The 23,383-nt window shown below is 70.7% G+C and carries 21 protein-coding genes; 9 read left to right on the forward strand and 12 right to left on the reverse strand.

The window, feature by feature from the left end; translation table 11 throughout:
- Positions 1-2: 2 nt before the first annotated feature.
- From BM430_RS10390 to BM430_RS10410, 5 genes are all read right to left on the reverse strand, one after another.
- Entirely contained in the window at positions 3-599 is a 597-nt protein-coding gene (locus BM430_RS10390) for a HEAT repeat domain-containing protein (RefSeq protein WP_093567181.1), read from the reverse strand.
- A 7-nt stretch (positions 600-606) separates the two neighbouring features.
- The gene (gene cheB / locus BM430_RS10395) at positions 607-1,668 is read right to left on the reverse strand and encodes a chemotaxis-specific protein-glutamate methyltransferase CheB (RefSeq protein WP_093567182.1); all 1,062 of its coding nucleotides are present in this window, start codon (positions 1,666-1,668) and stop codon (positions 607-609) included.
- 184 nt (positions 1,669-1,852) lie between these two features.
- Positions 1,853-3,421: a chemotaxis protein CheW gene (locus BM430_RS10400; protein ID WP_093567183.1), complete on the reverse strand. Its 1,569-nt coding sequence runs from the start codon at positions 3,419-3,421 to the stop codon at positions 1,853-1,855.
- 108 nt (positions 3,422-3,529) lie between these two features.
- Positions 3,530-5,458, reverse strand: a complete 1,929-nt coding sequence (locus BM430_RS10405) for a methyl-accepting chemotaxis protein (RefSeq protein ID WP_093567184.1) — start codon at positions 5,456-5,458, stop codon at positions 3,530-3,532.
- A gap of 717 nt (positions 5,459-6,175) precedes the next feature.
- Entirely contained in the window at positions 6,176-7,144 is a 969-nt protein-coding gene (locus BM430_RS10410) for a LysR family transcriptional regulator (protein WP_093567185.1), read from the reverse strand.
- A 270-nt stretch (positions 7,145-7,414) separates the two neighbouring features.
- Between BM430_RS10410 and BM430_RS10415 the strand changes: the two genes are divergently transcribed.
- The 9 genes from BM430_RS10415 to BM430_RS10455 all read left to right on the forward strand — a co-directional run bounded on the left by BM430_RS10415 (position 7,415) and on the right by BM430_RS10455 (position 17,038).
- A complete protein-coding gene (locus BM430_RS10415; RefSeq protein ID WP_093567186.1) occupies positions 7,415-9,046 on the forward strand; it encodes a flavin-containing monooxygenase in 1,632 nt (543 codons plus the stop codon).
- Positions 9,047-9,217: 171 nt separating this feature from the next.
- Positions 9,218-10,486, forward strand: coding sequence for an ABC transporter substrate-binding protein (locus tag BM430_RS10420; protein WP_093567187.1), 1,269 nt, complete (start codon positions 9,218-9,220; stop codon positions 10,484-10,486).
- A gap of 228 nt (positions 10,487-10,714) precedes the next feature.
- Positions 10,715-11,617 (forward strand): branched-chain amino acid ABC transporter permease, encoded by a 903-nt coding sequence (locus BM430_RS10425; protein WP_093567188.1) that lies wholly within the window; start codon positions 10,715-10,717, stop codon positions 11,615-11,617.
- A 1-nt stretch (position 11,618) separates the two neighbouring features.
- Positions 11,619-12,677, forward strand: a complete 1,059-nt coding sequence (locus tag BM430_RS10430; protein ID WP_093567189.1) for a branched-chain amino acid ABC transporter permease — start codon at positions 11,619-11,621, stop codon at positions 12,675-12,677.
- Positions 12,677-13,444, forward strand: a complete 768-nt coding sequence (locus BM430_RS10435) for an ABC transporter ATP-binding protein (protein ID WP_093567190.1) — start codon at positions 12,677-12,679, stop codon at positions 13,442-13,444. The genes BM430_RS10430 and BM430_RS10435 overlap by 1 nt, the downstream gene beginning before the upstream one ends.
- A 2-nt stretch (positions 13,445-13,446) precedes the next feature.
- Positions 13,447-14,160, forward strand: coding sequence for an ABC transporter ATP-binding protein (locus tag BM430_RS10440; RefSeq protein WP_093567191.1), 714 nt, complete (start codon positions 13,447-13,449; stop codon positions 14,158-14,160).
- Positions 14,161-14,192: 32 nt separating this feature from the next.
- Positions 14,193-14,978, forward strand: coding sequence for an SDR family NAD(P)-dependent oxidoreductase (locus tag BM430_RS10445; RefSeq protein WP_093567192.1), 786 nt, complete (start codon positions 14,193-14,195; stop codon positions 14,976-14,978).
- A gap of 48 nt (positions 14,979-15,026) precedes the next feature.
- A complete protein-coding gene (locus BM430_RS10450; protein ID WP_093567193.1) occupies positions 15,027-15,770 on the forward strand; it encodes an SDR family NAD(P)-dependent oxidoreductase in 744 nt (247 codons plus the stop codon).
- A 167-nt stretch (positions 15,771-15,937) separates the two neighbouring features.
- Complete coding sequence (locus BM430_RS10455) at positions 15,938-17,038, forward strand: alpha/beta hydrolase (RefSeq protein WP_244539428.1); 1,101 nt, start codon at positions 15,938-15,940, stop codon at positions 17,036-17,038.
- Between the two features lie 49 nt (positions 17,039-17,087).
- Here the strand turns inward: BM430_RS10455 and BM430_RS10460 are convergent, their stop codons facing one another.
- The 7 genes from BM430_RS10460 to BM430_RS10490 are packed head-to-tail and all read right to left on the reverse strand — an operon-like array spanning position 17,088 to position 23,373.
- Positions 17,088-18,080 (reverse strand): transketolase family protein, encoded by a 993-nt coding sequence (locus BM430_RS10460; protein WP_093567195.1) that lies wholly within the window; start codon positions 18,078-18,080, stop codon positions 17,088-17,090.
- Positions 18,077-18,940, reverse strand: coding sequence for a transketolase (locus BM430_RS10465; RefSeq protein WP_177303008.1), 864 nt, complete (start codon positions 18,938-18,940; stop codon positions 18,077-18,079). Before BM430_RS10465 ends, BM430_RS10460 begins: the two co-directional genes overlap by 4 nt.
- Positions 18,940-20,034 carry a glycerol dehydrogenase gene (locus tag BM430_RS10470; protein ID WP_177303009.1) on the reverse strand — a complete coding sequence of 365 codons (1,095 nt, stop codon included), beginning with the start codon at positions 20,032-20,034 and terminating at the stop codon, positions 18,940-18,942. Before BM430_RS10470 ends, BM430_RS10465 begins: the two co-directional genes overlap by 1 nt.
- A 10-nt stretch (positions 20,035-20,044) precedes the next feature.
- Complete coding sequence (locus tag BM430_RS10475; RefSeq protein ID WP_093567197.1) at positions 20,045-20,842, reverse strand: SDR family NAD(P)-dependent oxidoreductase; 798 nt, start codon at positions 20,840-20,842, stop codon at positions 20,045-20,047.
- A 38-nt stretch (positions 20,843-20,880) separates the two neighbouring features.
- Positions 20,881-21,597: an ABC transporter ATP-binding protein gene (locus BM430_RS10480; protein WP_093567198.1), complete on the reverse strand. Its 717-nt coding sequence runs from the start codon at positions 21,595-21,597 to the stop codon at positions 20,881-20,883.
- Positions 21,578-22,312 (reverse strand): ABC transporter ATP-binding protein, encoded by a 735-nt coding sequence (locus tag BM430_RS10485; protein ID WP_093567199.1) that lies wholly within the window; start codon positions 22,310-22,312, stop codon positions 21,578-21,580. The genes BM430_RS10480 and BM430_RS10485 overlap by 20 nt, the downstream gene beginning before the upstream one ends.
- Positions 22,309-23,373: a branched-chain amino acid ABC transporter permease gene (locus tag BM430_RS10490; RefSeq protein WP_244539429.1), complete on the reverse strand. Its 1,065-nt coding sequence runs from the start codon at positions 23,371-23,373 to the stop codon at positions 22,309-22,311. Before BM430_RS10490 ends, BM430_RS10485 begins: the two co-directional genes overlap by 4 nt.
- Positions 23,374-23,383 lie beyond the last annotated feature (10 nt).

Genomic DNA, 23,383 nt, shown 5'->3' on the forward strand with positions numbered 1-23,383 from the left:
GGTCAGGCGATGCGGCGCTTGGCGGCCTTGGCCGCGAAGCGCAGGAAGGGCTCGTCCGGGAACCGCGCGACCGCGGCGTCGATCGACGGGATCATCTCCGGCGTGCCGATCTCGGCCAGCACGTCGAGGCAGGCCGCGCAGACGTTCACGTGGGCATCGCGGGCGAGCGTGCGCAGGGCGAGCGCCGCCGCCTCCGGATGACGCAGGGACACCAGCACGTTGACGGCGAAGATGCGCCGGTCGCTGTCGGGATGGTCGAGTCCGCTCTCCAGCGCGCCGAGCACCGCGGCATCCATCGCCTGCAGCGTCTCGATGGCGGCGTTGCGCAGCCAGACATCCTCGCTGCCGAGCAGGGAAAACAGCGTCCCGACCGCCTCGTCCGTGCCGAGTCGCCCGAGGGCGGCGAGGATCGCCTCACGCACGCTGTTCTCGGGCTCGTGCGCGAGCCGCGCGGCGAGGATCCCGACGGCTTCCGGATCGAGACTCAAGCGGTGGGCGGCCTCGCGCCGCGCCGCCGCGGAGGCGGCATCGAGGGCGTCGCGCGGATCCTCGGGCGGTGCCTGCGGTGCGGGGAGGGGGGTGCGGCGAACGAGAGCCATGGGAACCTCAGGATACCCAGCGGACGAGCTGGGCCGGAATGGAGCGGGCCGCGAGGGTGAGCGTGGCGCCGCCGCGGCGGATGAGCTCGGCCGGCATGCCGAAGACGACGGCGCTCGATTCCGACTCGGCGATGGTGCGGCCGCCCGCTTCGCGCAGCTCGGCCATCGCGGCGGCGCCGTCGTCGCCCATGCCGGTGAGCTCGACCGCGACGAGGCTCTCGGGCGGCAGCACCGCCCGGGCGGAGCGGACCAGGCGATCGACGCTCGGGTGCCAGCGCAGCGACGGGTCGCTCGGCACGGAGGTGATCACGAGCCGGCCGAGCCGGCGCTCGACCACCACGTCGGCGTCGCCGCGGCCGATATAGACGTGGCCCGGGGCGAGCGGGACCGGGTCGGTGACCTCGCGGACCGTCAGGGCGCACATCCGGTCGAGGCGCTGGGCGAAGGAGCCGGTGAAGGAGCCCGGCATGTGCTGGGCGACGACCACCGGCCAGGGCAGGTCGGCCGGCAGCTCGGGCAGGATGTCCTCCAGGGTGCGCGGCCCGCCCGTCGAGACCCCGATCAGGATGCAGCCGTCCGGCCGCCCGGACTGACCCGCGCGGCGCCGCGGCGCCGGCGGGGGCTTGGCCTCGCGGGTGCGGCGCACGCGGTCGAGCAGGCCGCGGGCACGCCGCGGCCTGGCGCCGGCGGCGATGCGGACCTTCTCCACCATCTCGTCCCGGATGGTGCCGATGTTGAGCGAGACCGTGCCGCCGGGCTTCTCGACGTAGTCGACCGCCCCGAGCTGCATCGCCTCCAGCGTCACACCGGCGCTCTCGCTCGTCAGGGAGGAGATCATCACCACGGGGCGGGGCGCTTCGGCCATGATCTCGGCGAGGCAGGTCAGGCCGTCCATCTCCGGCATGTTGACGTCGAGGGTGACGACGTCGGGATTGAACGCGGCGACCTGCTCGAGTGCATCGCGCCCGTTGCGGGCCGTGCGCACCTCGGCAAAGCCGCTCTCCTCGAAGATCAGGCGCAGGTGTTTGCGCATCAGGGCGGAATCGTCGACGATCAGGAGCTTGGTCATCGGGCAAGGCTATCCATTGGCGTCCGGGCTCGGCCGCCGCGCCCTGAGAGCGCGGCGGCGTTTGACTGGGCGTCACAGGCGATGTCCGGCCGATCGCGTCGGGCCGGCGGCCCTCTGGCGATGCGGACATGGCGTCTTCCGGACTCGGGCGGAGCGGAGGCTCCGCCTTAAGCCCGGCTTCGCGTCACGCCGCGTCGCGCAGGTCGGCGACCTCGCGCCGGCTGAGCAGCCGGTCGACGTTCAACATCAGGATGATGCGCTTGGCGCCTGCGAGGTTGGCGATGCGCTCGACGGCGCTGTCCTCGTCCTGGGCGAGGTCCGGCGCCGGGGCGATCGCCGAGCGCGGAATCTTCAGGACCTCGGAGACCGAATCGACGATGAAGCCGGTGCGCACCGAATCGATCATGAACACCATGATCCGCTGGCGGTCGTTGCGCTCGGTGTCCGGCAGCTGGAAGCGGCGGCGCTGGTCCACCACCGGGAGCACGGCCCCGCGCAGGTTGACGACGCCCTCGATGAAGTGCGGCGTCCGCGGCACGTGGGTGAGCTGGTCGGGCACGCGCACGATCTCGTGCACGGCGTCGATCGGCACGCCGTATTCCTCGTCGGCGAGCCGGAAGATCACGAACTGCTCCTCCTCGTCGGCCGGGGCCGTCCCGCTCTCGCCGCGCGTGGTCCGCATCGTGTCTTCCTCGCCCGCCGGCATCCCGGCCGCGCCCTGGACCGCCAGGGACGCCGTGTTGAACAGCCGCTCGGCCGACAGGACCGAGACGAGGCGCCGCCCCTGGTCGATCCGGCAGATCGCCTCGATCTCGCGCAGGCCGCCCGAGCCCGAGAGCAGGTCCGGCAGCGGATCGACGAGGCTGCGGGCGACGCGCAGGACCTCCTTGACTGTGTCGGTCACGATCCCCACCGCCCCGGCGCCGCCGGCGCGGGACACCACCACGATGCGGCTCTGCTCGCTCAGGCCCGTCTCGGCGAGGCCGAACAGCCGCCGCAGGCTGACGAGCGGCAGGAGCCGGTCGCGCAGGGTGATCACCCCGACGAGGTGGGCCTCGGCGTTGGGCATCGTGCTCACGATCTCGGGGACCTGGACGATCTCCTGGACGTGCTCGATCGGCAGCGCGTATTCCTGGCCGGCGAGCCCGAACGACACGAGCTGGATCTCGTCGGAGGTCCCGCGCGCCTCGGCCTCCCCGCGCGAGCTGGAGAGCAGGCCGCCCTCGGCCAGGAATTCCGCCCGCGGCCGGGCCGTCGCGGCGCGGGCGGCGCCGCTGCGCTGCATCAGGCGGGCGGGGTCGATGATCATGATCATGCCGCCGCCGCGCCGGATCACCCCCGACAGCATGTCGGCATCGACGGTGCCGCCGAGGATCCCGGTCCCGTCGATCTCGGCCGGCTCGGCGGTGACGACGCTCGCCATCCGGTCGACGACGAAGCCGAAGGCCGTGCCCTGGCTGACGACGACGACGCGGGTGGCATCGTCGTAGGCGCGGTCGGGGAGCGCGAACAGGCGGCGCAGGCTGGCGACCGGCAGGACCGAGCCGCGCAGGTTGGCGAGCCCGGCGAGGCAGGCGGGGCTGAGCGGCACGTCGACCATCTCGGGCAGCCGGATGATCTCCTGCACCTCGGCGAGCGGCACCGCGTAGGTCTCGCGCTCGATGTGGAAGGTAACGAATTGCCGGACGGCCTGGCCGGCCCCGGCCGTGTCGGCCTCGGGCTCCGCCGCGTCGGGTTGGGCTGGGCTGGACATCGGATTCCCTCGATCCCGCCGGCGGTCCCGCGCGGACCGGCCGGTGGTCGCTGTGACGGGGGAGCCGCGGGACGGGCGCCTGGCACCCGTCCCGCGGCGCGGGAGCGGTCAGTCCTGGTTCTGCAGCTCGTCGGCGAGGGAGGCGATCTCCTCGATCGCGGCGGCGAGTTCCTCGGCGCCCTTCGACTGCTCGCGGCCAGCCTGCTGGGCCTCGACCGCCGATTGGCCCGCCTGCCGGGCGGCGGCGGCGATCTGCTCGACGCCGCGCTTGGCCTCCTCGACGTTCCGCATGATCATGTCGGAGCCCTGGAGGATCTGCCGGTTGCCGTCGAGCACAACCGCCATGTCGGCGGCACTGGTCTCGAGATCCTTGGTGATCGCCTTGTTCTTCTCGACTTCCGCCGCGGCGGCGGTGGAGATCTCCTCCAGGTCGCGGCGGACGAAGACGATCTGGTCCTGGATCGACTTGACGAGATCCTTGATCCGCTCGGCGTTCTCGGAGGAATCCCGGGCGAGGTTGCGGATGTCGGTCGACACCACCATGAAGCCCTTGCCGAACTCGCCGGCCCGGGCCGCCTCGATCGACCCGTTCACCGCCAGCATGTTGGTCTGGATCGCCACGGTGGTGATCGCGTCGACGATCTTGTCGATCTTCCGGCTCACCTGCTCGAGGCCGTTGATCTGCTCGCGGCTGCGGTTGGTCTCCTCGAGCGAGCGGGTGACCCCCTCGACGAGGCCGTCCACCGCCGCGCGGTTCTCCTGGAGCTGCGCGGTGATCGCGCTGCCGCGCTCCAGCGACGTGCGGGCGCGCTCCTGCGCCAGGGTGGCCCCCTTCTCGATCTGCACGATCGCGGCGGCGGATTGCTGGGAGGCCGCGGATTGCTGTTGCGCGCCGCGGTTGATCTGGTCGAGCGCGGTCATGATCTGGGCGGCCGCCCGGTTGATCTCCTCCACCGCCGAGGACAGCTCCTCGGCCGCGGAGGCGACTTCCTCGGCGCTCTTGCCGATGTCGGTCGCGTTCTTCAGCTCGTCGGCGAGCGTCGAGAGCTCGTTGGCGGCCTGCTCGCTCTGCTCGAGGGCGGTGGTCTGCTGGTCGACGGTCTTGAGCGATTCCTGGCAGGCGGAGGATTGCTCCTCGGCCGCGGCGGCGATCGCCTCGGAGCCCTTCTGCGCCTCGAGCGTCGCCTTCTCCGATTCGAGGGCCGCGCGCCGGATCGCCTCGCCGGCCTCCATGATCTCGACCATGGCGGCGCGCACGCTCTCGAGCTGCGCCGTGACCGTCCGGCCCTTCACCACCTCCTGGCGGGTGGCCTCCGCGGCGCGGTTGATGCCGTCGGCGATCACCTTCACGTCGCCCTGGATCTGGCCGATCAGCTCCTGGATCTCCCGCGCGCTCTTCTCGGAGGTCTCGGCCAGGGTGCGGACCTCGTCGGCGACCACCGCGAAGCCCTTGCCGTGCTGGCCGGCCCGCGCCGCCTCGATGGCGGCGTTGAGGGCGAGCAGGTTGGTCTGGTCGGCGATGCGGGCGACGGCGCGGACGATGTCGCCGATATTGGCGGCCTGCCGCTCGAGTTCCACGATGAGCTTGACCGACGACGCCTGGCGCTCGGCCGAGGTGCCGATCGACACGATGCTCGCGGCGATCTGCTGCGAGACCCCGCCGATCAGCGTCTGCAAGCCTGCGGTCTTCCGGCTCGAGGTCTCGGCCTCGCTGCGCGACGACGTGATCGCGTCCGAGATGCCCGTCACCGCGCGCTGCGACTGCTCGGCGGCGCTCGCCGCCTGCTGCGCGCCGGCGGCGATCTGCTCCATCGCCTTGCGCAGCTCCTCGGCGGCCGAGGAGGCCTCGGTGACGCAGCTGGCGAGCTCGGTGGTGGCCGCCGCGATGCGCTCGGCCGCCTTCTGCTGCTTGGCGTAGGTGCGGGCCTTGCGACGGTGCTCCTCGTTGAGGCGGCCGAGCTGGCCGAGGCTGCCCTGCTCGGTGCTGCGCGCGAGCGAACGCTGCCCGGCGGGGGCGGCTTTTTTGACGAGTGGCATAAAACTGTCCCCGAAGCGCATGGCCGAGCGTGGACGCCCCGGCGCCGATCGTGTTTCCGTAGCGGCGTCCTGCGGAGCGGACCCTGGGGAAGCTAGGATTTCCTGGTAAAAAATTCGTATTTCTACGTAGGATTTTTATCTTATATTTGGTTTTCACTAGGGAATGCGTGCTGAGTTTCAGTCTAGCATTCAAGTAAATACACGAATGTATAAAACATATCACACGTGATAACTCGAACGATGCCACGACCTTGCATTTCTGGAATATTGCAAAAATGTGACAAATTGTGACGGAATTGCTCGCAAAAACGACGGAATCAAAGTAAAATGATCCTTCCATTGGCCGACAAAAGATTATCGTCCATCACGTCCGGCCATTCGGGCCGGATGTCATTGACGAGCCGCGCCTTCGGTGCCTTCAGCCGTGCCGATCGCCGTTCAAGGATAGGAACGCCGGAGGACATCATCGATGCAAGTCATCGGGAATCTTGCCGCCGGTGCCTTGTCGCGCGGCCTGGCCGGTCCGTCCTTCAGGCTGGTATGTCGAGCAAGATCAGGGCTCGACGTTTCCCGGCGGAGCGCGACCGGTCGAGGTTCGTGACTGCAATTGGTTCTCCGTCCGGTGCACCCGCGGTGACCGCAGACCTTGCCGGAGACCGACGCCCGAGCCCGGCCCGGTCGCGGCGCGCCTTCGAGACGGCCGTTGCTCCGTGAGGATCAGGTCCCGTCACGCATCGGGTGCCCGTCGTGAGGCGTCCCCCGCACTCTCTCGTCCAGGGCTCTCTCCCACGCTGGCGGCTGTTGGGAGAAGGACATCTCCAGAAAATCCAGGAAGACGCGGATCCGCGGACTGAGGTGCCGTCTGCCATTATAAAGGGCGTAGATCGGGTCCGCGGCGCCGCTGTGGCGCTCAGGGAAGAGTTCGATCAGCCGGCCGGCGCGCAGGTCGTGGATGATGTGGAATTCCGCCAGCCGCACGATCCCGGCCCCGGAGCGGGCCATGGCCAGCAGCATCTGCCCGGTATTCGCCGCCACGCTCCCGGCCGGCTTGAGCCGCCGGGTCGCGCCGGCCGCGTCGCGCAGGCTCCAGATGCTCCAGGGGGCGGTCGAGGGAAAGTTGAGGCATTCGTGGCCCGCCAGATCCTCCGGGCGCCGCGGCGTTCCCCTCGCCGCGAGGTAGGCCGGCGAGGCGCAGACGATCCAGCGCGTGCTCGCGAACCGCCGGGCCACGAGGGAGGAATCGGCGAGTTCGCCGACATGGATCGCCACGTCGATGCCGCCGTCGAGCAGGTTGCCCGGCTCCATGCTGAGGACGAAGTCGAGCCGCAAGCCCGGATGCAGGCGGCGGAAGGCCGGGATCAGCGGCGCGAGCTGATGGGTCGCGAAGGTCGGCATCGAGCGGACGCGCAGCGTGCCCTGCGCCGCCCGGCCGCCGAGCACCGAGGCCTCCGCATCCTCCACCGCCTCGATCGCCCGCAGGGCCGCGGTGTAGAACGCCTCGCCCTCCGCCGTCAGCGTGACGGTGCGGGCGGCCCGGTTGAACAGCGTCACGCCGAGCCGGCTCTCCACGCGGCCGATCAGCTTGCTCACCGCCGAGGGCGTCATCGTCAGGCTGCGCGCCGCGGCCGAGAAGCCGCCATCCTCCACCGCCCGCACGAAGACCAGCATCTCGCCGAAGCGGTTCATGACGGTTCGCCTCCCGGATCCGCCTGTGAAGAGATTTCACATGTGGTTCGCAGTATGGGAAATGGATGCTCTTCCGGCAACGCGTTAGCCTCGGGCGTCGTCGGCACCGGGCGATCGATGCCCCGATGCCGGAATGAAGCGGCCACGCCATGGCCGATGGCTGTATGTTCGAGACCGCGATCACGCCACGCCGGCGGATCGGCCTCGCCACGGGAACGAGACGGAGCGCACCCGGATGTCCGGGCGACGTGTCCGACCAGGGAGGACGCCATGGGGAATCCGCGCGCGGAGACCATCGAGGCCGAGCCGCACCGTTACGACGCGATCATCGTCGGGGCCGGTTTCTCCGGCCTGTACCAGCTGCACCTGCTGCGCGACCGGCTCGGCCTGTCGGTGCGGGTGCTGGAGGCCGCCGCCGACATCGGCGGCACCTGGTACTGGAACCGCTATCCGGGCGCGCGCTGCGATTCCGAGAGCTATTATTACTCCTACTCGTTCTCGCGCGAGCTCGAGGACGAGTGGGAATGGACCGAGCGCTACCCCGAGCACGGCGAGATCCGCCGCTACCTCCACCACGTCGCCGAGCGCTTCTCCCTGCGGCGCGACATCCAGCTCGACACCCGCGTCGCCGGTGCGACCTACGACGAGGCCGGGAACCGCTGGACGGTGACGACCGAATCCGGCGAGCGTTTCGAGGCGCAGTACCTGATCACCGCCGTCGGCTGCCTGTCGAGCGCCAACGTGCCGGCCATCCCCGGCCTCGAGACGTTCTCGGGGGCCTGGTACCATACCGGCCGCTGGCCGCACGAGGGCGTCGACTTCTCGGGTCAGCGCGTCGGCCTGATCGGCACCGGCTCGACCGGCATCCAGGCGACGCCGGTCATCGCCGCCGAGGCGGCCCACCTCACGGTGTTCCAGCGCACCGCCAATTACAGCGTGCCGGCCCGCAACGGCCCGATGGACGACGAATTCAAGGCCTGGGTGCGCGCGAACGCGCCGGAGCTGCGCGAGAAGGCCCGCGCGACGCCGAACGGCCACCCGTTCGACTTCCACGACCGCTCCGCCTTCGACGTGTCGCCCCAGGAGCGGCAGGCGATCTACGAGACGGCCTGGGAGCGGGGGGGCTTGCGCTTCCGCGCCGTGTTCCGCGACATCATGCTCGACACGAAGGCCAACGAGACCGCCTCGGAGTTCATCCGGTCGAAGATCCACAGCATCGTCGAGGACCCGGAGACGGCGGAAGCGCTGACGCCGCGCGATCACCTGTTCGCGACCAAGCGCCCGCCGATCGACACCAACTACTTCGAGACCTTCAACCGCGAGAACGTCACCCTGGTCGACCTGAAGAAGGCGCCGATCGAGGCGATCGTGCCGGAGGGCGTGCGCACGGCGGATGCGACCTATCCGCTCGACGTCATCGTGTTCGCCACCGGCTTCGACGCCCTGACCGGCCCCTTGCTGAACCTGGACATCCGCGGCCGCGACGACATCCGGCTCAAGGACGTGTGGGCCGCGGGGCCGAAGAGCTATCTCGGGCTGCAGGTGCCGGGCTTCCCCAACCTCTTCACCATGACCGGGCCGGGCAGCCCCTCGGTGCTGACCAACATGCCGGTGGCAATCGAGCAGCACGCCGAGTGGATCGCCGACTGCATCGCGCATCTGCGCGAGCGCGGCCTCGACCGGATCGAGGCCAAGGCGGACGCGGCGGAATCCTGGGGCGAGGAGGTCAACCGGGCGGCCTCCGCGACGCTGCTGCCGATGGCGAGCAGCTCCTGGTACCTGGGCGCCAACGTGCCGGGCAAGCCGCGGGTGTTCATGCCCTATGCCGGCGGCATGGCGCATTATCGCGGCATCTGCGAGCGCGTCGCCGCCGAGGGCTACCAGGGCTTCGCCTTGCGCTGACGACGGTCCGCCGGGTGACGGTCTCAGCCGAAGGTTTCAGCTGAGCCTCGATTGACTCGCCTCCGGCCATGCCGGAGGATCGACGCACCACACATCAAGTAAACAATAAAAGACGCCGGCACAGGCCCAGGGCGAAAACGCCCGGGTTGCTAGATCAGGGACGGGAACCGGATGGGCAGGAACACGGTCAGCGGCCGCGCGCCATCGCGCCGGCAGGTGTTGGGCGGGCTGGCGGCGGGCGCCGCGATCACGGGGTTCCCGCATATCGCGGGCGCCCAGGCCAAGGCGATCCGGGTCGGGATGCCGACGATCCTGTCGGGACGGGTCGCGATCCTGGGCACGTCGAGCCGGGCCGCGGCGCAGCTCGCCTTCCGGCAGATCAACGAGGCCGGCGGCATCAACGGCCGCACCCTCGAGCTGATCGACCGCGATTCCAAGGGCCGGCCCGACGAGGCCGCCAAGGTGACCCGCGACCTCATCAACAACGACGGCTGCGAGATCATCATCGACGGCGAGGCCTCGTCCGGGGCCTTCGCGGTGCATGAAGTGATCCGCGACCTGCCGGTCCTGTGCCTGCACACCTGCTCGGAGACCTCCTCGCTCTCCGCCGACCCGAAGCTGCACGTCAAGACCGCCTTCCGCTGCGCCCGCCAGGGCATCCACGACGCGGTCGCGGGCGGCACCTACGCGGCGCGGATCGCGAAGGCGAAGGGGCTCAAGCGCTGGATGACGTGCTCGCCCGACTACGCCTATGGCCGCGACAACACCGCCGAGTTCCTCGAATTCGCCAAGATGTTCGAGCCCTCGATCGAGATTGTGGACCAGGTCTGGCCGAAGCTGTTCGCCCCGGACTACACCGAGAGCATCACCAAGATCCTGCAGACGAAGCCGCAGGCCGTGTACTCGGCGTTGTGGGGCGGCGACCTCGTGGCCTTCATCGAGCAGAGCAACCTCTACCGCCTGTTCAACAATGTCGCGATGTTCTCCGGCGGCCTCGGCGACCCGCCGGTGCTGACCGCGATCAAGCAGCTGCCGCCAGGGCTCAACACCGCCTACCGCTACAACCGCAACTACCCGGACAAGCCCGCCAACGCCGCCTTCGCCGACGCCTTCGCCAAGATCGCCGGCCACGAGCCGACCAACTGGGCCTGGCAGGTCTATCTCGGCTGCCTGTTCATCGCCGAGGCGCTCAAACGCACCAACGGCCGCACCGAGGGCACGGCGCTGGCCTCCGCGCTGAAGGGCATGGCAATACCCGCCCCTTTCGCGGTCGGCGACACGATCACCATGCGCGACAGCGACCACACCATCATCGGCTATCCCGTCGCCTGGGGCCGCACCGTGCCGAAGGCTCCCTTCGTCGAGGACTTTTCGGACGTCGACTGGGGCAAGATCGTCGAACTCGAGACGCAGTGGAAGAAGAGCAAGGGCTACGCCTGAGCTGGGCTTGAATTGGGCTGCCGAACTGAAACCCTCTCCGTCATCCCGGGGCCGCGAAAGCGGAACCCGGGATCCATAACCGCCGACGCTTCGGGATGAAGCGGACCCGTTCGGACTGAGCTTGCATCCTCGGCGGTTATGGATCCCGGGTTCTCGCCTTTCAGGCGAGCCCCGGGATGACCGGTGGGAGATGTGCCCCCAACCCCTCCGCACCCGGGGAGACACGCCTTGAACCTCGAGGCCCTCGTCGACTGCCTGTCCTCGGCATCCTGTGCGGTCACCCAGGTCTCGACTGGGTTGATCGTCGGGATGCTCCTGTTCCTCGTGACCTCGGGTTTGTCCCTGATCTTCGGGGTGCTCGGCATCATCAACTTCACCCACGGCGCCTTCTACATGATGGGCGCCTACTTCGCCTTCACCGCCTACGCGCTGACCGGGAGCTTCCTCGCCGCGATGGCGGCCGGGGCGATCGGGATCGGGGTGTTCGGGATGGCGTTCGAGCGGCTGGTGATGAGCCGGGTCTACGGCCGGGACATCCTGATGCAGCTCCTCGTCTGCTACGCGATGATCCTGATCCTCGATGACGGCGTAAAAATCCTCTACGGCGGCGAGTACCGCATGATGGGCATGCCCGACGTGTTCGCGCTGCCGCCGGTGGAGATCGCCGGCGGCTTCGTGCCGGGCTACTACCTGTTCATGGTCGGCGTCGCCCTCGCGGCGGGCCTCGTCCTCTGGCTCGGCATCAACCGGACGCGGCTCGGCAAGATCGTGCGCGCTCTTGCCATCAACCCGCAGATGGTCGGCGCCCTCGGCATCAACACCACGCTGCTCTATGCCGGGGTGTTCGGCCTCGGCAGCCTGCTCGCCGGGCTCGCGGGCGCGCTCGCGGCGCCGATCCGGACGCTCACCCCCGGCATGGGCGTCTCGATCCTGATCGAGAGCTTCATCGTCACGGTGATCGGCGGCATGGGATCGATCGCCGGCGCCTTCCTCGCTGCCCTGCTCATCGGCTTCACCCGCGCCTTCGGGGCGATCGGCTTTCCGCTCTTCGTCGACGGGCTGATGTTCGCCCTGATGGCCCTGGTCCTCGTCGTCAAGCCGAGCGGCCTGCTCGGCCGGGAGGCCGCCTGACATGCCCACCGGTCTCTCGCGACCCAGCCTCCTGCGCTCCGGTCTCCTGCGCGACCTCCTGGTCGCCGCCGCGGCCCTCGCCCTGTTTCTCGTCCTGCCGACGGTCTTCCCGGCCCCGGCTTTGCGCGACTTCCTGATCTACTTCTTCGCCTACGGGCTCCTGGCGATGTCGCTGAACCTGCTCGTCGGGCTCACCGGCCTGGTGTCGTTCGGGCACGCCGCCTATTTCGCCACCGGCGCCTACGCGTTCGGGATCCTGATGCAGACCGGCCGGGTCTCGATCCCGCTCGCCATGCTGGCGGCCATCGGCGGCACCGCCCTCGTCGCCCTCGTCATCGGGGCGATCTGCGTACGGCTGAAGGAGATCTACTTCTCCTTCATCACCCTCGCCTTCCAGATGTTCATCCACAGCGTGATCGTGACCTGGGTGAGCCTGACCGGCGGCGACCAGGGCCTGCGCGGCGGCATCCCGCGCCCACCGGTCCTCGGTCTCGACCTCAACGACGCCCGCGTGCTCTACGGCGCCTGCGCGGTGGTGTTCGTGCTCTGCATCCTGGCGATGCGGCAGGTGTCGCAATCGCCCTTCGGCTACACGCTGCGGATGATCCGCGACAACCCGGCCCGGGCGAACTTCCTCGGCGTCGACGTCACCGCGATAAAGCTCGGCATCTTCGTCTTCGCGGCGGCGATGGCGAGCGTCGGCGGGCTGATCCTCGCCCTGTTCGTCTCCGGCGCCTACCCGGAATTCGCGTTCTGGACGACCTCGGGCGAGGCGATCTTCATGATCATGCTCGGCGGCACGACGATCTTCCTCGGTCCCCTCGTCGGCACGCTGCTGCTCCAGACCCTCAACCACTTCGTGACGATCTACACCGAGCATCACGGCCTTGTGCTCGGCACCGTCATCCTCGTCATCGTGCTCGGCCTGCGCCGTGGCCTCGCCGACGTCGTCTACGACGGGCTGCGGGACCGCCGCGCCCGCCGGGCCGCGGCGCCCGCGCCCGCGCCCGATGGCTCCGCGCCCGTCCCGAACGGCGCCCTCGAGAGCAGGGGGGTGTGATGCTGCGCGTCGAGCACCTCTCGAAGTCGTTCGGCGGCGTGCGCGCCACCCGCGACGTCTCGATCGATTTCCCCTCCGGCTCGCTGACGGCGATCATCGGGCCGAACGGGGCCGGTAAGACCACCTTCTTCAACCTGATCTCCGGCCATGTCCGGCCGGACGAGGGGAAGGTGCTGTTCGACGGCGCCGACATCGTCGGATTGTCGAGCCTTCAGGTGGTGCGTCGCGGCATGGCGCGGGCCTTCCAGGTCGCCTCCCTGTTCCCGAGCCTGACGGTGCGCGAGGCGCTGACCGCCGCGGTGGTCTCTCACCGGCGCGGCTCGGCCAGAGTGTTCGCCCGCTTTCCCGTCGCGGCGGCCGGCCGAAGGGCGGACGAGATCATGGACCTCATGGGCCTCTCCCCGAAGGCGGAGGTCGTCTCGGCCAACCTCTCGCACGGCGACCAGAAGCTCCTCGACATCGGTCTCGCCCTGGCGATGGACCCGAAGATGCTGCTCCTCGACGAGCCCACCGCCGGCATGGGCCCGGAGGAGCGCTGGCGCATGATCGGCAAGGTCCACAGCCTGTGGCAGGTCACCGGCATGACCATGCTGTTCATCGAGCACGACATGGACATCGTCTTCAAGATCGCCCAGACGATCCACGTCCTCAAATACGGCGCGGTCCTGGCGCAGGGCACCCCGGACGAGATCCGGCGCAACAAGGACGTGATCGACGCCTATCTCGGCACCGATCACCGCCTGTCCGAGACGGTTGGGGAGGCGTGAGCATGACGACCCCGATGCTCGAGATCCGCGGCGCCGACGTCTATTACGGCGCCAGCCAGATCCTGTTCAACCTCGACCTCACCGTCGAGAAGGGCCAGACGATGGCTCTCCTCGGACGCAACGGTGCGGGCAAGAGCACCACCTTCAAGGCGATCGCCGGCCTCGTCCCGCCGCGGCGCGGCGAGGTTCGGCTTTCCGGCGAGACGGTCTCGGGCAGGGCGCCCTACCGCATCGCCCGGGCCGGCATCGGCTACGTACCGGAGGACCGGCAGGTCTTTCCCGAGCACAGCGTCGAGGACAACCTGATCGTCGCGGCGAAGCGCGGACGGCAGGGCGAGGCGTACTGGACCCTGACGCGCATCTACGAGGTCTTCCCGATCCTCGCCGGGATGCGCACCCGCCAGGCCGGGCGCCTCTCGGGCGGCGAGCAACAGATGCTCACCATCGCCCGCGCCCTGATGGGCAATCCCGACGTGCTGCTCCTCGATGAGCCGAGCGAGGGCCTGGCGCCGATCATCGTCCAGGCGATCGGCGGGCTGATCCGCACCCTGCGCGGGATGGGCGTCACGATCCTGCTCGCCGAGCAGAACATGCATTTCTGCCTCGACATCGCCACCCACGCGACGGTCGTCGACAAGGGGCAGGTCGTCTACCGCGCGCCGATCGCGGAGCTTCGCGGCAACACGGCGATCACGCAGCGCTACCTCGCGGTGTGAGCCGCGCGAGTTCGATCGAACGGGAGACCGACATGGAACGCAACGAGGGACGCGGCCGGGTCGCCCTGGTGACCGGCGGCGCGAGCGGGATCGGGCTGGCCGTCGCGGGCGTGCTGGCCGGGCGCGGCTGGCGGACGGTCATCTCCGACATCGACGCCGACCGCGCCCGCGAGGCGGCCGGACCGATCGGCGCCGAGGCGGTGCCCTTCGACGTGGTGGATGAGGCGGCGACCGAGGCGGCCTTCGCGGAGATCGAGGGACGGATCGGCCCCGTCGAGGCCCTCGTCGCCAATGCCGGGCTGATCCAGCCCGGGGGCCGGCCGGAGGACCTGCCGATGGCCGAGTTCGACCGCATCATCGCGGTCAACCTGCGCGGGGTCTACGTCTCGTGCCTCACCGCCGGGACCCGGATGGCGCAGCGCGGCCGCGGCGGCATCGTGATCACCGGCTCGGTCACCGCCTGGCGCACGGCGCCGCTCCACGCCTACGCGTCCTCGAAGGCGGCGGTGGTGCACATGGCAGCCTGCCTCGCCGCCGAATGGGGCCGCTCGGGCGTGCGGGTGAACGCCGTCTCGCCGGGCTACGTCGCGACGCCGCCGCTCCAGGCCGCGATCGACCGCGGCCAGCGCGACCCGCGCCTCCTCACCGAGGCGGCGGCCCTCGGCCGCCTCGTCGAGCCCGCCGAGATCGGTCACGGCGTAGCCTTCCTGCTCTCGGACGACGCGGCGGCCATCACCGGCATCAACCTGCCGGTCGATGCGGGCTGGCTCGCGGGCTCGCACCTCACGACCTATGGCGGCTTGCGCCCGGCCCGCTGAGGCGACCCGGCCCGCCGACCGGCAGGATGACGCGACAAGGACGACGCCATGACCGCTCCGACATCCTCGCCCTTCGACCTGACCGGCCGCCTGATCGCGATCACGGGCGCGGCCGGCGGCATCGGCAGCGCCACGGCACGGCTCTGCGCAGCGCAAGGGGCGAGGCTGGTGCTCGCCGACCGGCTCCCTGCCGAAGACATCCGCGACCGCGTCGGCGCCGACGTGGCCGGACGCGCCGCGATCCACAGCCTCGATACCGGCTGCCGGCAGGCCGTGACCGCGTTCGCCGCGGAGGTCGGCCCGGTCTACGGCCTGATCGACACCGCCGCCATCGCGCCCGCCGACGATTGGATGGCCGCGGACTGGGACGAGGCGCTCGACGCCGTCATCCGGGCGAACGTCAAGGGACCGATCAACCTCGCCCGCGCTTTCCTGCCCGGCATGGTCGCGGCCGGAGAAGGACGCATCGTCCTGTGCGGCTCGGTCGCCGGCTGGATGGGTGGGATCCGCTCCGGGCCGCACTACGCCTTCTCGAAAGGCGGCCTCCACGCCTTCGTGCGCTGGCTGTCGCGCCAGGGCGCGCCGCACGACGTGCTGGTGAACGGCATCGCGCCGGGCCCAGTCGAGACCGCGATGACCGTCGGCAAGGGCTACGACCCGCAGGCCTATCCGCTCCGGCGCATGGCGCGGCCGGACGAGATCGCCGCGACCGCGGTGTTCCTGTGCGGTGCCGGCGCCGGCTACGCGTCGGGAGCGATCTTCGACATCAACGGCGGGACGCATTTCCACTGAGTGGGAGAGGGTCCCTTCGGACCGTCGTCTCCCCGAGCGCACATCCCATCACAGGCGTCAAACCCATGCGACCTCCGGATCAGACGAGTCACCGCGATGTCTCCGGCGGCGCAGGGTCTGCATCCTACGGAGCAGGCACCCTTCCCGCGGGGATCCGGTCGCGGCTGGTGCCGGGCATCAACGGATTGACCGTCCACCTGCTGGAGGCGGGCTTCGAGACGGCCGACCGGCCCCTCGTGCTGCTGCTGCACGGCTTCCCGGAACTGGCCTATAGCTGGCGCAAGATCATGGTGCCGCTGGCGCAGGCCGGGTTCCACGTCGTCGCCGCCGATCAGCGCGGCTACGGAAGGACGACCGGCTGGGACCCGTCCTACGACGCCAGCACCCATCCCTTCGGCTTCCTGAACGTCGTCACCGACACGCTCGCGCTCGCCGCCGCCCTGGGGCGCGAGCAGGTCGCCTGCGTGGTCGGGCACGATGCCGGTTCGCCGGCCGCGGCGTGGTGCGCGCTCCTCCGGCCGGATGTCTTCCGCTCGGTCGTGATGATGAGCGCACCGTTCGCCGGACCGCCCACGCTTCCCCTGAGCGCCGAGGGGGCGGACCCTCTCTCGCCCGCGCAGAGCGACGACGCCCTCGACGCGGAGTTGGCCGCTCTGGCGCGCCCGCGCAAGTTCTACCAGCGCTGGTACAGGACGCGCGAGGCGAACGACGACCTTCTGCAGGCCCCCCAGGGGCTGCGGGATGTCTTGCGCGCCTACTATCACGCGAAGAGCGCCGACTGGGCCGAGAACGATCCCCATCCGCTCGCCTCGCGCTCGGCCGAGGATCTGGCGCGGCTTCCGACCTACTACGTGATGGACCGGGACCGGGGCATGGCCGCCACGGTCGCCCCCGAGATGCCGTCCGCGGATCAGGTCAGGTCCTGCGTGTGGCTGACGAATGCCGAGCTGGACGTGTACGTGACGGAGTATACCCGAACCGGTTTTCAGGGCGGCTTGCAGGGCTATCGCCGCTACGTCGACCCGGACTGCGTGGCCGACCTTTGCCCCTTCGCCGGCCGCACCATCGACGTGCCGGCCTGCTTCATCTCGGGCAAGAGCGATTGGGGCGTCTACCAGATCCCGGGCGCGGTCGAGGCCATGCGGAACCACGCCTGCACGCAGATGACCGGGTTCCATCTCGTCGACGGGGCCGGGCACTGGGTCCAGCAGGAGCAGCCGGAGCAGGTCGCCCGGCTGCTCACGGCGTTCATCCGCGACAACGCCTAGGTATCCTCCTTCCGGCGCCGCAGGTCGGCGCCGGAGGGCCGGCGCGACGCTACAGCAGGTCCCGCACCCGCGCGGCAATCCGCGGTCCGCTGAGGCCCAAAGCCTCGCGCAGCTCCGGCGTCGGGCCGATCGGCGGATAGGCGTCCTCGATGCCGATGCGCAGCACCGGAAAGGCGTGGCCGCGCTCCAGCACCTCGAGCACCGCCGCGCCGAGGCCGCCGATCACGCTGTGCTCCTCCACCACCACCATCGCGCGCACGTGGTCCGCCGCCGCCAGGATCGCCTCGCGGTCGATCGGCTTGACCGTGTGCATGTTCAGGACCTCCGCGGCGATCCCCTCCGCCCGGAGCAGGTCGGCGGCGAGCAGGGCCTCCATGACCATCGCGCCGTGGGCGACGAGGCAGACGTCGCGCCCCTCGGTCAGGCGGGCCGCGCGCCCGATCGCGAACGGGTCGCCGGGCCGGGTGACCACGTGCTCGGGCCCGCGGCCGAGCCGCAGGTAGATCGGCGTTCCCGCCGGATGCTCGGCCGCCGCCTGGAGCGCGTGGTCGAGCTCGACAGGGTCGGAGGGCGCCACCACGACCATGTTCGGGATCGCCCGCATGATCGCGACGTCCTCGTAGGTCTGGTGGGTCGGGCCGCCGACGCCGTAGCTCAGGCCGCTGGCGAGGCCGCAGAGGATCACCTTCAGCTCGTTATAGGCGCAATCGACCTTCGCCTGCTCCACCGCCCGCAGGGTTAGGAAGGCGGCGTAGCCGCAGACGACCGGCAGCTTGCCGCAGGCGGCGAGCCCGGCCGCGACGCCGGTCAGGTTCTGCTCGGCGATGCCGACGTTGATCAGGCGGTCGGGATGGCGCTCCTTGAGCCCGGCGAGACCGGTCGCGTGCATCAGGTCGGCGGTGACGGCGACGGCGTCCGGCCGCCGGTCCAGGAGCGCCGTGACGCTCGCGCCGAACCGGGCGCGGATGTCGGCGCGCGGATGGGCGGCCCGGAAGACCGCGACGTGCTCGTGCAGCCGGTCGGGATGATCGAGCAGGCTCATCGCAGCACCTCCCGCAACTCGTCCTGAAGCGCCGCGTACTGGGCCGGCGAGACCGCGTCGGCGTGCCAGCTGCGGATGTCCTCCATGAAGGAGACGCCGCGGCCCTTGACGGTGTGGGCGATCACCACCCGGGGCCGTCCGCTGCCGCCGAAGCGCGGCACGTCGAGGAGCGGGACGAGGGTCGGCAGGTCGTGCCCGTCGGCCTCGACCACGTCCCAGCCGAAGCTCTGCCAGCGGTCGGCGAGGGGTTCGAGCGGCAGCACCTCGTCGGCCCGGCCATCGACGCAGAGGCCGTTGCGGTCGACGATGGCGACGAGGTTGTCGAGGCGGTGCTTGGGCGCGAAGGCCGCGGCCTCCCAGACCGAGCCCTCGTGCAGCTCGCCGTCGCCGAGCACCGCGTAGACGCGGTAGTCGCGCCCGTCGAGACGGCCCGCCAGCGCCATGCCGCAGGCATTCGATAGGCCGTGGCCGAGCGCCCCTTGCGAGGAATCGACGCCGGGTTGATACCGGCGCGACGGATGGGTCGCGAGCCTCGCCCCGACCTTCGTCTCGTATTCGGCGATCCAGGCCTCCGGGATGAAGCCGCGCCGGATCAGCGCCGAGTAGAGCGTCGGGGCGGCGTGGCCCTTGCCGAGCACGAAGCGGTCGCGGTCGGGCCAGTCGGGCCGGGCCGCGTCGACCCGCATGACCGCGAAGTAGAGGGCCGTGACGATCTCGGTGCAGGAGTAGCACGAGCCGAAATGTCCATTGCCCGCGGCCATGAACATGGCTGCGACGTCGAGGCGGTTGACCCGCGCCATCTCGCGCAGGGCGTCGAGGGAAAGCGCGGCAAAGCCGTTGTCGGGGAGGGCGCGCTCCATCACGCCGCGCCCCGCGCCGCCAGCTCCTCGACCCGCCGCATGCCGGCGGCGACGTCGTCCGCCGTGATCGGGAAGGGCAGGTTGGGGATGTGCGGCGCCGTCATCGTCAGGCGGGCGATGCCGTCGATCTCCTCGGGCGATGCGCCGTTCAGGCCGAGATCGGCGAGGCGGACCGGCAGGCCGATCCCGCGCAGGAAGCCGATCAGGTCGAGGATCTCGGAATCGGCGTGGCGCTCGACGGCGCGCTGGACCACCACCGCGTAGGCGACCTGCTCGCCATGCGGCGCGTCCCTGGTGCCCCGCGCCTTGACGAGGCCCCGCGTCATCGCGTGGGCGAGCGACAGCCCGCCATTCTCGAACCCGAGCCCGCTCATCAGGATGCAGGCCTCGACCGTGGCCTCGACATCCTCCGTGACCTCGTTCCGCTCGACCGCCGCGAGGGCCGCGGCGGCGTGGGCGCGCAAGGTGGCGTAGCCGGCCTCCGCGATGGCCGCGCCGGTCAGGAGCGGCCGGGTGCCGAACGGCGTCATCCCGGTGCCGGCGCGGCAGCCCCGCGCCTCGAACGCCTTGGTGATCGCGTCGCCGATGCCGGCGCGCAGGAACCGGGCCGGCGCCCGGGCGATCAGCGCGGTATCGACCACCACCGCGTCGGGGTTGCGGCTCATCCGGTCGACCGCCACCATGACGTGGCTGTCGTCGTAGACCGCGTAGGTGGCGCTGGTCGGCGCGTCGTTCGACGCGATGGTCGGGACCGTGACGACCGGCACGCGGAGCCGCTCGGCCACGCCCTTGCCGACGTCGAGGGCCTTGCCGCCGCCCGCCGCGACGACGAGGCCCGGGGCCTCGGCGCGCACCCCGTCCACGATCGCCTCGATCGCCGCGTAGGTGATCTCGCCCGAGAACGGCACGAGGCGCGCCGCGACGCCGGCCTCGCGCAGGCTCGCGGCGATCGGCTCGGCGACGATCCCGCGCACGCCCTCATCGACGATCACGCAGGCCGAGGCGGCGAGCGCCCGGGCGATGCCGCCGATGCCGTGGATGGCGCCCGGCCCCTGGTGGTAGCGCGGCGGCGCCCCGAAGATTCTCACGCTCATGATGGTGTCCCTACCCATTCCGCGGATCGAGGTCGTCGAGCGCGAAGGCGTCGCTCGGCGCCCCGAAGGCGCAGTAGCCGCCGTCGACCGGCACGGTGATCCCGGTGATGAAGCGTGCCCGGTCGGAGGCCAGGAACACCATCGCCTCGGCGATGTCCTCCGGCGCGCCGAGCCGGCCCATCGGCGTGCGGCGGCGGATGCGGGCGGGGTCGATGCGGCCGGCGGCGATCAGCCCCTCGGTGAGGGGCGTCAGGATGTAGCCCGGGGCGACCGCGTTGACCCGGACGTTGTGCGGGCCCCACTCGCAGCCGAGGACCCGGGTGAGCATGCCGATGCCGGCCTTGGCGGCGCTGTAGGCGGTGCGCACCGGGAGGCCGAGGACGCCCGCGATCGAGTTGAGGTTGAGGATCACCCCGCCGCCCTGGCGGATCATCGCGGGGGCGACCGTCTTCGAGACGAGGTAGGTGCCGGTGAGGTGGACGTCGATGAGGCGCTGCCAGTGGGAGAGCGGCTGCTCGACCGTCGGCACGAAGCTGTCGGGCACCCCGGCATTGTTGACCAGGATGTCGATCCGCCCGAAGCGCGCGAGCGCCGCCTCGACCATCGCCGACACCTCGTCCTCCTTCGACACGTCGCCGCCGACGGCGCCGTGGCCCTCGCCGAGGCCGCGCGCCGCCGCCTCGGCCGCTTCCAGGCGCAGGTCGTTGACGACGATCCGCGCGCCCTCCCGGGCGAAGGCCGTGGCGGTGGCGAGGCCGAGCCCGCTGCCGGCGCCGGTGACGAGCGCGACCTTGTCCTTGAGCAGCATCCTTCGCCCTCTCGAATCCGGGGTGTCTCGGGTCGGCCTCACAGGCCGAGATAGGTGGCCCTGAGGTGATCGTCCTCGATCAGGGCCCGGCCGGTGCCGGAGAGCGTGACGCGGCCGTTCTCCAAGACGTAGCCGCGGTCGGCCATAGATAGGACCTGGAACACGTTCTGCTCGATGATGAGGATCGGAATCGCGAGCTGGCGCACGGCGCGGATCGCCTCGAACAGGCGGTCGACCATGATCGGCGCCAGGCCGAGGGAGGGCTCGTCGAGGGCCAGCACCCGCGGGCGGGCCATCAGGGCGCGACCCACCGCCAGCATCTGCTGCTGCCCGCCCGAGAGCGTCGAGGCGGCCTTGTCGCGCCGCTCGGCGAGGATCGGGAACAGCGCGAAGACCTCCTCGATGGTCGTGCGCCAGCGCGCATAGGCGCGGGGATTGTGGGCGCCGACCATCAGGTTCTCCCGGATCGACATGCCGAGGAAGAGCTGCTTGCCCTCCGGCGACTGGACGAAGCCGGCCTCCGCCACCCGGTGGGGCGCCAGGCCGTCGATGCGCTCGCCGAAGAGCGAGACCGCGCCGCCCCGCGCCCGGACGAGCCCCGAGACCGTGCGCAGCAGCGTGGTCTTGCCGGCGCCGTTCGCCCCGATCAGGGCGACGATCTCGCCCGGGTCGATCCGGAGCGAGACGCCGTCGAGGACCTGGACGTCGCCGTAGCCCGCCCGGAGATCGGTCGCCTCAAGCGCGGGCTGCTGCATATTGCTCCCCGAAATAGGCCTTCAGCACCTCGGGCTGGTTGACGACGTCCCGCGGTGCCCCGTCGGCGATCAGCCGGCCGGATTCCATCACGATCACCCGCTCGCTCAGCGCCATGATGACCTTCATCACGTGCTCGACGATCAGGATGGTGACGCCGCGGTCGCGGATGCGGCGCACCAGAGCCACCATCTCCTGCCCCTCGGCGGGGGTCGCGCCGGCCACGACCTCGTCCATCAGGAGCAGGACCGGCTCGGTCGAGAGCGCCCGGCCGAGTTCGAGCTTGCGCCGGTCGAAGGCGGTGAGGTGCTGCACCTCGGTGTCGGCCTGCCGGCCCATGCCGAGGAAGTCGGCGATCGCCTCGGCCTTGTCCCGGATGGCGCTTGCGTCGCGCGAGCGGGCGAAGCCCCCGACCATCAGGTTCTCGACCACGGTGAGGTCGGCGAAGGGCTTCGAGAGCTGGAAGGTCCGGGCGATGCCGGCCCGGCAGATGGTCCAGGGCCGCGCCCCGGCGATGTTCCGGCCCCGAAACAGGATCTCGCCGGAATCGGGCCGGGTGTAGCCGGCGATCATGTTGAAGGCGGTGGTCTTGCCGGCGCCGTTGGGGCCGAGCAGCGCCAGGATCTCGCCGGCCTCGAGCCGGAACGACAGGTCGCCGACCGCCTGGAGACCGCCGAAGCGCTTGGCGATCCCGCGCACGTCGAGGAGGGGGCTCATCGCCGGCCTCCCCGGCCGAGGAGGCCGAGTCGGGCAAGCAGCGACCGCAGGGGCGCGATGAGGCCCTTCGGCAGGTAGAGGACCGCCAGCATCAGGATGATCCCGTAGACGACGATGTGGAGGCCGAGCAGCGAGCCGCCGAGATGGCCCCGGGTGATCTCGGCCAGCGGCGCGAGCAGGATCGCGCCGAGGAGCGGCCCGAACACCGTGCCCTGGCCGCCGATGATGCTCATCAGCGCCATGTCGATCGACAGATCGACGCCGATCAGCCGCTCGGCATTCACGTAGCGGAAGAACTGGGCGTAGAAGCCGCCGCCGATGCCGGTCATGAAGGCGCTGATCGCCAGCGCGACGAGCTGGTAGCGGGCCGGGCTGATGCCGAGGCTCTCCGCCGCGTCGCGGTCGCCCCGGATCGCCTTGAGGTAGAAGCCGAGCTTCGAGCGCTCGAGCCACCAGGTCGCCGTGAGCGCCCCGGCGAGCAAGCCGACGATCACCCAGTAATACGGCGCCTTGGCGTTGAACTGGAGCGCTGCCAGACTCTCGCCGCGCAGCGGCACGGTGAGGCCCGCCGCCCCGTTGAGCGGGATCCCCAGCACCGTGTCGGTGTTCTCCACCCAGATCCGGATCATCTCCGCGAAGGCGATCGTGGTCAGGGCGAAGTAGGGGCCGCGCAGCCGGAAGGTCGGGTAGCCGACCACCACCGAGAGCAGGGCCGCCAGCAGCCCGCCCACCGGCATCCCGAGCCAGGGCGACAGGCCGAGCCCGGTGAACATGAGCACCGTGGCGTAGCCGCCGACGCCGGCGAACATCGCGTGCCCGATCGACAGCTGGCCGACATAGCCGCAGACGAAGTTCCACGCGGTCGCCATGTAGGCGAAGAACAGCACGACGATGCAGGAATGCAGCAGGTAGGAATCTGTGACGACGAGGGGCAGCGCCATCGCGGCGAGGGTCATCAGGGCGATGAGCCCGAGCGTGCCGAAGCCGGTGCCCGCGTCGCGCGGGCGGCGGCCCGGTGCGGCGGGAAGGCTCGGGGCCCGGATCTCGTCGGGACGGGGCACGGCGGGGCTC

The organism is Methylobacterium sp. 174MFSha1.1, assembly GCF_900116815.1.
In the GTDB taxonomy this organism is placed as follows: Bacteria; Pseudomonadota; Alphaproteobacteria; order Rhizobiales; family Beijerinckiaceae; genus Methylobacterium.